General features: G+C 70.5%; 11 protein-coding genes. 10 read left to right on the top strand and 1 reads right to left on the bottom strand.

Annotated elements, in window-relative coordinates:
- The 10 genes from pdxT (at position 1) to relA (ending at position 10,842) form a co-directional block, all read left to right on the top strand.
- Positions 1–609, top strand: coding sequence for a pyridoxal 5'-phosphate synthase glutaminase subunit PdxT (gene pdxT, locus CEB94_RS07795; protein WP_175431469.1), 609 nt, complete (start codon positions 1–3; stop codon positions 607–609).
- A gap of 48 nt (positions 610–657) precedes the next feature.
- Positions 658–1,410 (top strand): YebC/PmpR family DNA-binding transcriptional regulator, encoded by a 753-nt coding sequence (locus CEB94_RS07790; RefSeq protein WP_175431468.1) that lies wholly within the window; start codon positions 658–660, stop codon positions 1,408–1,410.
- Between the two features lie 198 nt (positions 1,411–1,608).
- A complete protein-coding gene (ruvC, locus tag CEB94_RS07785) occupies positions 1,609–2,148 on the top strand; it encodes a crossover junction endodeoxyribonuclease RuvC (protein ID WP_175431467.1) in 540 nt (179 codons plus the stop codon).
- On the top strand, positions 2,145–2,750 hold the full coding sequence (ruvA, locus tag CEB94_RS07780; protein ID WP_175431466.1) for a Holliday junction branch migration protein RuvA: 606 nt from the start codon (positions 2,145–2,147) through the stop codon (positions 2,748–2,750). The genes ruvC and ruvA overlap by 4 nt, the downstream gene beginning before the upstream one ends.
- A 45-nt stretch (positions 2,751–2,795) precedes the next feature.
- Positions 2,796–3,890 (top strand): Holliday junction branch migration DNA helicase RuvB, encoded by a 1,095-nt coding sequence (ruvB, locus tag CEB94_RS07775; RefSeq protein ID WP_175431465.1) that lies wholly within the window; start codon positions 2,796–2,798, stop codon positions 3,888–3,890.
- A gap of 184 nt (positions 3,891–4,074) precedes the next feature.
- A complete protein-coding gene (gene yajC, locus CEB94_RS07770) occupies positions 4,075–4,578 on the top strand; it encodes a preprotein translocase subunit YajC (RefSeq protein WP_175431464.1) in 504 nt (167 codons plus the stop codon).
- A gap of 132 nt (positions 4,579–4,710) precedes the next feature.
- Positions 4,711–6,477: a protein translocase subunit SecD gene (gene secD, locus CEB94_RS07765; protein WP_175431463.1), complete on the top strand. Its 1,767-nt coding sequence runs from the start codon at positions 4,711–4,713 to the stop codon at positions 6,475–6,477.
- A 1-nt stretch (position 6,478) separates the two neighbouring features.
- The gene (secF, locus tag CEB94_RS07760; protein ID WP_175431462.1) at positions 6,479–7,594 is read left to right on the top strand and encodes a protein translocase subunit SecF; all 1,116 of its coding nucleotides are present in this window, start codon (positions 6,479–6,481) and stop codon (positions 7,592–7,594) included.
- On the top strand, positions 7,591–8,130 hold the full coding sequence (locus tag CEB94_RS07755) for an adenine phosphoribosyltransferase (RefSeq protein WP_175431461.1): 540 nt from the start codon (positions 7,591–7,593) through the stop codon (positions 8,128–8,130). The genes secF and CEB94_RS07755 overlap by 4 nt, the downstream gene beginning before the upstream one ends.
- 192 nt (positions 8,131–8,322) lie before the next feature.
- Positions 8,323–10,842 carry a GTP pyrophosphokinase gene (relA, locus tag CEB94_RS07750; RefSeq protein ID WP_175431460.1) on the top strand — a complete coding sequence of 840 codons (2,520 nt, stop codon included), beginning with the start codon at positions 8,323–8,325 and terminating at the stop codon, positions 10,840–10,842.
- 72 nt (positions 10,843–10,914) lie between these two features.
- Here relA and CEB94_RS07745 read toward each other — a convergent pair whose 3' ends face one another.
- Complete coding sequence (locus CEB94_RS07745) at positions 10,915–12,144, bottom strand: DUF349 domain-containing protein (RefSeq protein ID WP_175431459.1); 1,230 nt, start codon at positions 12,142–12,144, stop codon at positions 10,915–10,917.
- Positions 12,145–12,201 lie beyond the last annotated feature (57 nt).

Raw genomic sequence — 12,201 nt, 5'->3', positions numbered from 1 at the left:
ATGAGCGACACCCCCGTCATAGGCGTCCTGGCCCTTCAGGGCGACGTTCGGGAGCACCTCGTCGCCCTGGCCGCGGCCGATGCCGTGGCCAGGCCGGTGCGGCGCCCCGAAGAACTCGCCGAGGTCGACGGCCTCGTCCTCCCCGGCGGCGAGTCCACCACCATCTCCAAGCTGGCCGTCCTGTTCGGCCTGATGGAGCCCCTTCGCGCGCGCGTGCGGGACGGCATGCCCGTCTATGGCACCTGCGCCGGCATGATCATGCTCGCCGACAAGATCCTCGACCCGCGCTCGGGCCAGGAGACCATCGGCGGCATCGACATGATCGTGCGCCGCAACGCCTTCGGACGGCAGAACGAGTCCTTCGAAGCGGCCGTCGCCGTCCAGGGCGTCGAGGGCGACCCGGTGGAGGGCGTCTTCATCCGCGCTCCCTGGGTGGAGTCCGTCGGCGCCCGGGCCGAGGTGCTCGCCGAGCACGACGGCCACATCGTCGCCGTCCGCCAGGGCACCGCGCTGGCCACGTCGTTCCACCCGGAACTGACCGGCGACCACCGCGTTCACGCCCTGTTCGTCGACATGGTGCGGGCGGACCGGACAGCCGAGTCCTTGTAGGATTCCTGCGTTCGTTGCTGAGATGGGTTACGCGAAGGAGACAGGCAGATGTCCGGCCACTCTAAATGGGCCACGACGAAGCACAAGAAGGCCGTCATCGATGCCAAGCGCGGCAAGCTCTTCGCGAAGCTGATCAAGAACATCGAGGTCGCGGCGCGGATGGGCGGCGCCGACATCGAGGGCAACCCGACGCTCTATGACGCCATCCAGAAGGCGAAGAAGTCGTCGGTCCCCAACAAGAACATCGACTCGGCGGTCAAGCGCGGCGCGGGCCTGGAGGCCGGCGGCGCCGACTACGAGACGATCATGTACGAGGGCTACGGCCCGAACGGTGTCGCGGTGCTCATCGAGTGCCTCACCGACAACCGCAACCGCGCCGCCTCCGAGGTCCGCGTCGCCATGACCCGCAACGGCGGCTCCATGGCCGACCCGGGCTCGGTGTCGTACCTGTTCAACCGCAAGGGCGTCGTGATCGTCCCCAAGGCCGAGCTGACCGAGGACGACGTGCTGACCGCCGTGCTCGACGCGGGCGCCGAGGAGGTCAACGACCTCGGCGAGAGCTTCGAGGTCCTCAGCGAGGCCACCGACCTGGTCGCGGTCCGCACCGCCCTCCAGGACGCCGGCATCGACTACGACTCCGCCGACGCCAACTTCGTCCCGACCATGCAGGTCGAGCTGGACGAGGAGGGCGCCAAGAAGATCTTCAAGCTGATCGACGCGCTGGAGGACAGCGACGACGTGCAGAACGTCTTCGCCAACTTCGACGTCAGCGACGAGGTCATGGAGAAGGTCGACGCGTAGCGCGCCGCGCATGCCGCGATCTCGGCGGGCCGGGGGACACACGTCTTCCGGCCCGCTGTCGTTGTCGGTGGCAGCGGATAGCCTGGCGTAGCCAATGATCACCGTCCACGGACCGCGACCATCAATCGAGGAACCACGACGGTGCTCAGCCAGGTCCGCGAGAGCGGCGGCGGTTCAGCCGCGAAAAGGGGAGGGCGCGTGCGCGTACTGGGGGTGGACCCGGGGCTGACCCGGTGCGGTGTCGGTGTTGTCGAGGGCGTCGCCGGACGGCCGCTCACGATGATCGGCGTCGGTGTCGTCCGCACGCCCGCCGACGCCGACCTCGGCCACCGCCTCGTCGCCGTCGAGCAGGGCATCGAGCAGTGGCTCGACGAGCACCGGCCCGAGTTCGTCGCCGTCGAGCGCGTCTTCAGCCAGCACAACGTCCGGACGGTGATGGGCACCGCCCAGGCCAGCGCCGTCGCCATGCTCTGCGCCGCCCGCCGCGGCATCCCGGTCGCGCTGCACACCCCGAGCGAGGTCAAGGCAGCCGTCACCGGCAGCGGCCGGGCCGACAAGGCGCAGGTGGGCGCCATGGTCACCCGCCTGCTCCGGCTCAGCGCACCGCCCAAGCCCGCCGACGCGGCCGACGCCCTCGCCCTCGCCATCTGCCACATCTGGCGCGCCCCCGCGCAGAACCGACTCCAGCAGGCCGTCGCCCTGCACACCGCCAAAGCACCGAAAGGCCGTACGGCATGATCGCCTTCGTCAGCGGCACAGTGGCCGCACTCGCTCCCGACGCCGCGGTCGTCGAGGTCGGCGGTGTCGGCATGGCCGTCCAGTGCACGCCGAACACGCTGTCCACGCTCCGCATGGGCCAGGCGGCCAAGCTGCACACGTCCCTCGTCGTACGCGAGGACTCGCTCACCCTGTACGGCTTCGCGGACGACGACGAGCGGCAGGTCTTCGAGCTGCTCCAGACGGCCAGCGGTGTCGGTCCCCGCCTGGCCCAGGCCATGCTCGCCGTGCACAGCCCGGACGCCCTGCGCCGGGCCGTCGCGACCGCCGACGAAAAGGCCCTCACCGCCGTCCCCGGCATCGGCAAGAAGGGCGCGCAGAAACTCCTCCTGGAGCTGAAGGACCGGCTCGGCGCGCCGGTCGGCGCACCCGCCGTCGGGGCGCCGGCCGGCACCGGCTGGCGCGACCAGCTGCACGCGGCCCTCATCGGCCTCGGGTACGCGACCCGGGAGGCCGACGAGGCCGTGACCGCCGTGGCCCCGCAGGCCGAGGCCGCCGGGGGCACGCCCCAGGTGGGGCAACTGCTGAAGGCGGCCCTGCAGACGCTGAACCGCGCCCGCTAGTCCGAGCAGTCCGCACCTCCGTACCGAGATTCCGAGGCACACTCCATGAACTGGGACGACACGACCGACGCCGATGCCGCCGAGCAGCCCGGCGGGCCCGCCGCGGAGCGGCTGGTGGACTCCGTCGCCGACCGTGAGGACCAGGCCGTCGAGGCCGCCCTGCGCCCCAAAGACCTGGACGAGTTCATCGGCCAGGAGAAGGTCCGCGAACAGCTCGACCTCGTGCTGCGCGCCGCACGCGCGCGAGGCGCGACGGCCGATCACGTGCTGCTCTCCGGCGCCCCCGGCCTCGGCAAGACCACCCTGTCGATGATCATCGCGGCCGAGATGGGCGCCCCCATCCGCATCACCTCGGGCCCCGCCATCCAGCACGCCGGCGACCTCGCCGCGATCCTCTCCTCCCTCCAGGAGGGTGAGGTCCTCTTCCTCGACGAGATCCACCGCATGTCCCGGCCCGCCGAGGAGATGCTGTACATGGCGATGGAGGACTTCCGCGTCGACGTCATCGTCGGCAAGGGCCCCGGCGCCACGGCCATCCCGCTGGAGCTGCCCCCCTTCACCCTGGTCGGCGCCACCACCCGGGCCGGCCTGCTCCCGCCCCCGCTGCGCGACCGCTTCGGCTTCACCGCGCACATGGAGTTCTACGAACCGGCCGAACTGGAGCGGGTCATCCACCGCTCGGCCAGCCTCCTGGAGGTCGAGATCGACCCGGAGGGCGCCGCCGAGATCGCCGGCCGCTCCCGTGGCACGCCCCGGATCGCCAACCGCCTGCTGCGCCGCGTCCGCGACTACGCGCAGGTCAAGGCCGACGGCCTGATCACCAGGGACATCGCCGCGGCGGCCCTCGCCGTGTACGAGGTGGACGCCCGCGGTCTCGACCGCCTCGACCGGGGCGTGCTGGAGGCCCTGCTCAAGCTGTTCGGCGGCGGTCCGGTCGGCCTCTCCACACTCGCTGTCGCCGTGGGGGAGGAACGTGAGACCGTGGAGGAGGTCGCCGAGCCCTTCCTCGTACGGGAGGGCCTGCTGGCCCGCACCCCCCGCGGCCGGGTCGCCACCCCCGCCGCATGGGCGCATCTCGGCCTCACCCCGCCACGCTCCCAGAGTGCCGGAAACGGACAACAGGACCTGTTCGGGGCGTGACGGCGCCGTCACGGCTCCGGGCGGCGAGGTCAGTGGCCGGAGCAGGAACCCCGGTGCCATGCTGAGCGTTGTTCCATGCGCGCGGACTCGCTTAGACTCCGCCGATGCCGCCTTTGCCGGCGGCGTACACACCCCCAACCATCTGGCCGCTCACAGCGCGGTCGTGTGAAGGAAGTACCGACCCGTGAGTCTCCTGACCCTCCTCCCGTTCATCGTGCTCATCGGGGCCATGTTCCTGATGACCCGGTCGGCAAAGAAGAAGCAGCAGCAGGCCGCCGACATGCGGAACCAGATGCAGCCCGGCAGCGGTATCCGCACCATCGGGGGCATGTACGCCACGGTCAAGGAGGTCAACGAGGACACCGTCCTCGTCGACGCCGGCCCCGGCGTCGATCTCCTCTTCGCCAAGAACGCCATCGGTTCCGTCCTCACCGACGACGAGTACAACCGCATCGTCCACGGCGTCGAGCACGACCTGAAGTCCGACGCCGACATCGTCCCGGACGACGCCTCCTCCCTCACCGAGACCGGCGACTCCACAGCCGACGCCCCCGCTGACGACAAGGCCGTCGACCTCGGCAAGAAGGCCGAGGAGCCGGCCGACGAGGCCGCCGAGGCGAAGGCGGACGCAGAGCCGAAGACGGACGCAGAGCCGAAGAAGACCGACGGCGACTCCGAGGCGAAGTAGTCGTGTCCCGGGGTGCGCGGGCCCGGCCCGCGCACCCCGGGACACGCCCAGCTCGCACGGAATCCCGACACCATGTCATGGCCGCCCGTCCGCCGATCCGGAGCGAGGTGGCCCGAGAGGGAGTACGAGAAGGTGGCCACACCTAAAAAGGGCAGGAACGCGAGCGCCCAGAGCAAGCCGGGGCGCTCGCTGGCCCTGATCCTGATCGCCATCGCGGCGCTCACCGGTGGGATGTTCGCCTCGGGGCACACGAAGCCGCGTCTCGGCATCGACCTGGCCGGCGGTACGAGCATCACGCTCCGCGCGGTCCCCGAGGCCGGCAACGAGGCGGCGATCAACAAGACCAACATGGACACCGCCGTCTCCATCATGGAGCGCCGTGTCAATGGTCTGGGCGTCTCCGAGTCCGAGGTCCAGACGCAGGGCCGGGAAAACATCATCGTCAACATTCCCAAGGGCACCAACTCGGAGCAGGCCCGCAAGCAGGTCGGCACCACCGCCAAGCTCTACTTCCGTCCGGTCCTCGCCACCGAGGTCTCCGGCGGCAAGGGCGCGGCCAGCCCCTCCCCGAGCCCCACCGGCAGCCCCTCGGACCAGCCGTCCGGCAAGGCCAGCGACAAGCCCGAGGCCACCGACAAGGGATCCGCCTCCCCGTCCGCCACGCCCACCACCCAGGGCCGCGCGGTCACCGACGCGCTGAAGGCCGACGCCACGCCGTCCGCGAGCGCCTCGGACAAGGCGAAGGCCAGCCCCTCCCCGTCGGCGAGCGGCGGCAGCGCCGAGGCCGACGCGAGCGCGCTGCAGGCGAAGTACGCCAAGCTCGACTGCACCGAGGAGAAGACCCGCTCCACCGTGGGCGACGGCGTCAAGGCCTCCGACCCGACGCTGGCCTGCGGCAAGAACTCGCAGGGTCAGTGGCAGAAGTACGTCCTCGGCCCCGCCGAGGTCGACGGCACGGACGTCGACAAGGCCCAGGCCGTCCTGAACACGCAGACCGGTGCGGGCTGGACGGTGACGATGGACTTCACCGACGGCGGCGCCAAGAAGTTCGCGAACATCACCGGCAAGCTGGCCCAGAACCAGTCCCCGCAGAACCAGTTCGCGATCGTCCTGGACGGCGAGGTGGTCTCCGACCCGTACGTCCGGCAGGCCCTGACCGGCGGAAACGCCGAGATCTCCGGCAACTTCAACCAGCAGTCCGCCCAGGACCTCTCCAACATGCTGTCGTACGGCGCGCTGCCGCTGACCTTCAAGGTCGACAGCATGACGACCGTGACCGCCGCGCTGGGTGGTGACCAGCTGCAGGCCGGGCTGATCGCCGGCGCGATCGGTCTCGCGCTGGTCGTCATCTATCTGCTGGCCTACTACCGCGGTCTGTCGTTCATCGCGATCCTCTCGTTGCTGGTCTCCGCCGCTCTCACCTACACGCTCATGGCCCTGCTCGGCCCGGCCATCGGCTTCGCGCTGAACCTGCCGGCCGTCTGCGGTGCCATCGTCGCCATCGGCATCACGGCGGACTCGTTCATCGTGTACTTCGAACGCGTCCGCGACGAGATCCGGGAGGGCCGCTCGCTGCGCCCCGCCGTGGAGCGGGCCTGGCCGCGCGCCCGGCGCACCATCCTGGTCTCCGACTTCGTGTCGTTCCTCGCCGCCGCGGTGCTCTTCCTCGTCACCGTCGGCAAGGTGCAGGGCTTCGCGTTCACGCTCGGCCTGACCACCCTGCTCGACGTGGTCGTCGTGTTCCTCTTCACCAAGCCGCTGCTCACCCTGATGGCCCGTCGCCCGTTCTTCGCGAACGGCCACAAGTGGTCCGGCCTCGACCCGAAGAGCCTGGGCGCCCAGCCGCCGCTGCGCCGTACCCGTCGCCCCGCCGCCCCCGTCGACCCGAAGGAGGCCTGAGATGTCGAAACTCGGCACCCTCGGCGCCCGACTGCACCGTGGCGAGATCGGCTACGACTTCGTCAAGAACCGCAAGATCTGGTACGGCCTCTCCATCCTGATCACCATCCTGGCCATCGCCGGCCTGGCGGTCCGCGGCCTGAACATGGGCATCGAGTTCCAGGGTGGCGCCGTCTTCAACACCCCGAAGAACACCAGCGTCTCGGTGTCCCAGGCGGAGCGGTACGCGGAAGAGGCCTCCGGCCACGACGCGATCGTCCAGAAGCTCGGCGACGGCAGCATGCGCATCCAGGTCGCCGGCATCGACACCGGCGCCGCGAACGAGATCAAGAGCACGCTCGCCGACGACCTCAAGATCGACTCGGAGCAGATCAACGCCGAGCTGGTCGGCCCCAGCTGGGGCGAGCAGATCGCCAACAAGGCCTGGCAGGGCCTCGGCATCTTCCTGGTCCTAGTCGTGATCTACCTGGCGATCGCCTTCGAGTGGCGGATGGCCGTCGCGGCGTTCGTCGCCCTGATCCACGACATCACCATCACGGTCGGCATCTACGCCCTGGTCGGCTTCGAGGTCACACCGGGCACGGTGATCGGTCTGCTGACCATCCTCGGCTACTCGCTCTACGACACGGTCGTGGTCTTCGACAGCCTCAAGGAACAGACGAAGGACCTCACCAAGCAGACCCGCTGGACCTACAGCGACGTCGCCAACCGGTCGATCAACAGCACCCTGGTCCGCTCCATCAACACCACGGTGGTCGCGCTGCTGCCGGTCGCCGGCCTGCTGTTCATCGGCGGCGGCGTCCTCGGCGCCGGCATGCTGAACGACATCTCGCTGTCGCTGTTCGTCGGCCTCGCCGCCGGTGCGTACTCCTCGATCTTCATCGCCACGCCGCTCGTCGCCGACCTCAAGGAGCGCGAGCCGGCGATGAAGGCACTGAAGAAGCGCGTCCTGGCCAAGCGGGCGCAGTCCGCCGCCCAGGGCGAGAGCGAGGTCCACGACGAGGAGGCGTACGCCGACGAGCCCGAGGACGACGCCGCACCCGCGGTGGTCGGGCCGCGCAACCAGCCGGCCTCCCGCAGCCGCGGCCGCGGTCGCCCCTCGGGGAAGCGCCGATGACCGACATCAGGGAGCTGCTGCTCAGCCGCATCCGCGACGTGGCCGACTACCCGGAGCCGGGCGTGATGTTCAAGGACATCACCCCGCTCCTGGCGGACCCGGCGGCGTTCACCGCCCTGACCGACGCCCTCGCCGAGATCGCCGAGCGCACCGGCGCCACCAAGGTCGTCGGCCTGGAGGCCCGCGGCTTCATCCTCGGCGCCCCGGTCGCCGTCCGCGCCGGCCTCGGCTTCATCCCCGTACGCAAGGCGGGCAAGCTCCCCGGAGCCACCCTCGCCCAGGCCTACGACCTGGAGTACGGCTCCGCGGAGATCGAGGTGCACGCCGAGGACCTCGCCGCCGAGGACCGCGTCCTGATCGTCGACGACGTGCTCGCCACCGGCGGCACCGCCGAGGCCTCGGTCCAGCTCATCCGCCGGGCCGGCGCCGAGGTCGCCGGTCTCGCCGTCCTCATGGAGCTCGGCTTCCTGAGCGGCCGCGCCCGCCTGGAGCCGGCGCTGAACGGTGCCCCGCTGGAGGCGCTGCTCACGGTCTAGCGACCGCGTAGCGGGCCGGTGGACACCGGCACGACACCGCGCAGGCGGGCCCGGAGGAGCCGGTGCCCGCCTCGTGCGTTTCCGGGGTAGACGGTCCTCACATTGGCCTGAAGGCGATCCTTGGGCTCAGGATCGCTACCATGGGGGTCCGGAGCCTGACCGGGGGACCCGGATCGCGCACGAGGAGCCCTCTTGCCAGACGAGGCCCAGCACCTGACCGCCGCCAAGCCCGAGTCCGCCTCGGCAGCCGCGGCGAAGCCCGCGCCGAACGCGCCCCACGCGAAGAACGACACCCGCGGGCCGGTCGAGCACGCCCAGGCGGCACCGGTCGACAAGCCCGCCGAGCAGACGCGGCCCAAGCCCAACCCGCCCGCGGTGCGTCAGGGCGCCGGACAGCCGGCCCGCTCCGGCTCCTCCAACCGCGTCCGCGCCCGTCTGGCCCGGCTCGGTGTGCAGCGCGCGAACCCGTACAACCCGGTGCTGGAGCCGCTGCTGCGGATAGTGCGCGGCAACGACCCGAAGATCGAGACGTCGACGCTCCGCCAGATCGAGCGCGCCTACCAGGTCGCCGAGCGCTGGCACCGCGGCCAGAAGCGCAAGAGCGGCGACCCGTACATCACGCACCCCCTCGCCGTGACGACCATCCTCGCCGAGCTGGGCATGGATCCGGCCACGCTGATGGCCGGCCTGCTGCACGACACGGTCGAGGACACCGAGTACGGCCTGGACGACCTGCGCCGCGACTTCGGCGACGTCGTCACCCTGCTCGTCGACGGCGTCACCAAGCTCGACAAGGTCAAGTTCGGCGAGGCCGCGCAGGCCGAGACCGTCCGCAAGATGGTCGTCGCCATGGCCAAGGACCCGCGCGTCCTGGTCATCAAGCTCGCCGACCGCCTGCACAACATGCGCACCATGCGCTACCTCAAGCGCGAGAAGCAGGAGAAGAAGGCGCGCGAGACCCTGGAGATCTACGCGCCGCTCGCCCACCGCCTGGGCATGAACACCATCAAGTGGGAGCTGGAGGACCTCGCCTTCGCGATCCTCTACCCCAAGATGTACGACGAGATCGTCCGCCTGGTCGCCGAGCGCGCCCCGAAGCGCGACGAGTACCTCGCGATCGTCACCGACGAGGTCCAGCAGGACCTGCGGGCGGCCCGCATCAAGGCGACCGTCACCGGCCGCCCCAAGCACTACTACAGCGTCTACCAGAAGATGATCGTCCGCGGCCGGGACTTCGCGGAGATCTACGACCTGGTGGGCATCCGCGTCCTCGTGGACACCGTCCGCGACTGCTACGCGGCCCTCGGCACGGTGCACGCGCGATGGAACCCGGTCCCCGGCCGGTTCAAGGACTACATCGCGATGCCCAAGTTCAACATGTACCAGTCGCTGCACACGACGGTCATCGGCCCCGGCGGCAAACCGGTCGAGCTGCAGATCCGCACGTTCGACATGCACCGCCGCGCCGAGTACGGCATCGCCGCGCACTGGAAGTACAAGCAGGAGGCCGTCGCCGGCGCCTCGAAGGTGCGCTCCGACGCCCCCAAGTCGTCCGGCAAGGGCAAGGACGACCACCTCAACGACATGGCCTGGCTGCGGCAGCTCCTGGACTGGCAGAAGGAGACCGAGGACCCGGGCGAGTTCCTGGAGTCCCTGCGCTTCGACCTCTCCCGCAACGAGGTCTTCGTCTTCACCCCCAAGGGCGACGTCATAGCGCTCCCGGCCGGGGCCACCCCGGTCGACTTCGCCTACGCGGTGCACACCGAGGTCGGGCACCGCACGATAGGCGCCCGCGTCAACGGCCGGCTGGTCCCGCTGGAGTCCACCCTCGACAACGGCGACCTGGTGGAGGTCTTCACCTCCAAGGCGGCCGGCGCCGGTCCCTCCCGCGACTGGCTCGGCTTCGTCAAGTCACCGCGTGCCCGCAACAAGATCCGGGCCTGGTTCTCCAAGGAACGCCGCGACGAGGCGATCGAGCAGGGCAAGGACTCCATCGTCCGCGCGATGCGCAAGCAGAACCTGCCGATCCAGCGCATCCTGACCGGCGACTCCCTGGTGACCCTCGCGCACGAGATGCGCTACGCCGACATCTCCGCGCTGTACGCGGCGATCGGCGAGGGCCACGTCTCCGCACAGAACATCGTGCAGAAACTGGTCCAGGCCCTGGGCGGCGAGGAGGCCGCCACCGAGGAGATCGACGAGTCGGTCCCGCCGGCCCCCGGCCGCAGCCGCAAGCGCCGCTCCAGCGCCGACCCGGGCGTCGTCGTCAAGGGCGTCGACGACGTGTGGGTCAAGCTGGCCCGCTGCTGTACACCCGTCCCGGGCGACCCCATCATCGGCTTCGTCACCCGCGGCAGTGGCGTATCGGTTCACCGCAGCGACTGCGTGAACGTCGACTCACTGTCCCGGGAGCCCGAGCGCATCCTCGAGGTCGAGTGGGCGCCCACCCAGTCCTCGGTCTTCCTGGTCGCCATCCAGGTCGAGGCCCTGGACCGCTCCCGGCTGCTCTCGGACGTCACCCGTGTGCTGTCCGACCAGCACGTCAACATCCTCTCCGCGGCCGTCCAGACCTCCCGCGACCGCGTTGCCACCTCCCGCTTCACCTTCGAGATGGGCGACCCGAAGCACCTCGGCCATGTGCTCAAGGCGGTCCGGGGCGTGGAGGGCGTCTACGACGTGTACCGAGTGACGTCGGCGCGCAGCAGGTCGTAGCCGCCCGTCGCACACGACCACACGAAAGGGGCTCCCGTACGGCGTGTACGGGAGCCCCTGTCGACCGACTGCTCAGCCTCCGAACTCCTGCAGACCCTTCAGCGCCTGGTCCAGCAGCGCCTGGCGGCCGTCGAGCTCACGCTGGAGCTTGTCGGCCCTGGCGTTGTTGCCCTGCGCGCGGGCCTGCTCGATCTGGCCCCGTAGCTTGTCCACGGCGGCCTGGAGCTGGCCGGTCAGGCCCTCGGCACGCGCGCGTGCCTCCGGGTTCGTCCGGCGCCACTCGGCCTCCTCGGCCTCCTGGATGGCCCGCTCGACCGCGTGCATCCGGCCCTCGACCTTGGGCCGGGCGTCGCGCGGCACATGGCCGATGGCCTCCCAGCGCTCGTTCACGTTCCGGAACGCGGCGCGGGCCGCCTTCAGGTCCGTGATCGGCAGGAGCTTCTCGGCCTCCTCGGCCAGCTCCTCCTTGAGCTTGAGGTTCTCCGACTGCTCGGCGTCCCGCTCCGCGAAGACCGAGCTGCGGGCCGCGAAGAAGACGTCCTGGGCGCCGCGGAAGCGGTTCCACAGGTCGTCCTCGTGCTCGCGCTGGGCACGGCCGGCGGCCTTCCATTCGGACATCAGCTCGCGGTAGCGCGCCGCCGTCACGCCCCAGTCCGTCGAGTTCGACAGCGCCTCGGCCTCGGAGACCAGCCGCTCCTTGGTCTTGCGGGCCTCCTCGCGCTGCGCGTCCAGCTGCGCGAAGTGCTGCTTGCGCCGCTTGGAGAACGCCGACCGCGCGTGCGAGAACCGGTGCCACAGCTCGTCGTCGGACTTGCGGTCCAGGCGCGGCAGGCCCTTCCAGGTGTCCACCAGGGCCCGCAGCCGCTCACCGGCGGCCCGCCACTGGTCGGACTGCGACAGCTCCTCCGCCTCGGCGACCAGCGCCTCCTTGGCGTGGCGTGCCTCGTCGGACTGCTTCGCGCGCTGCGCCTTGCGCTCCTCGCGGCGCGCCTCCACCAGCTCCACGAGCTTGTCCAGCCGGACCCGCAGGGCGTCCAGGTCGCCCACCACGTGATGAGCGTCGACCTGCTCACGGATGTGGTCGATGGCAGCCTGGGCGTCCTTCGCCGACAGGTCGGTGGTCTTCACTCGCTTCTCGAGGAGGCCGATCTCGACAACCAGGCCCTCGTACTTGCGCTCGAAATAGGCCAGCGCCTCCTCGGGGGAGCCTGCCTGCCAGGAACCGACGACCTGCTCGCCGTCGGCCGTACGCACGTACACGGTCCCCGTCTCGTCGACGCGGCCCCACGGGTCGCTGCTCACAGCGCCTCCTCCACATGATGCCAGCGAGTCGCCTCAGCTCCCCCGGGCATCGTCCAC

The organism is Streptomyces hawaiiensis (genome assembly GCF_004803895.1).
Lineage (GTDB): Bacteria > Actinomycetota > Actinomycetes > Streptomycetales > Streptomycetaceae > Streptomyces > Streptomyces hawaiiensis.
Note: the sequence above shows the minus strand (reverse complement) of the source record. Positions and strands in the feature narration are given on the sequence as shown.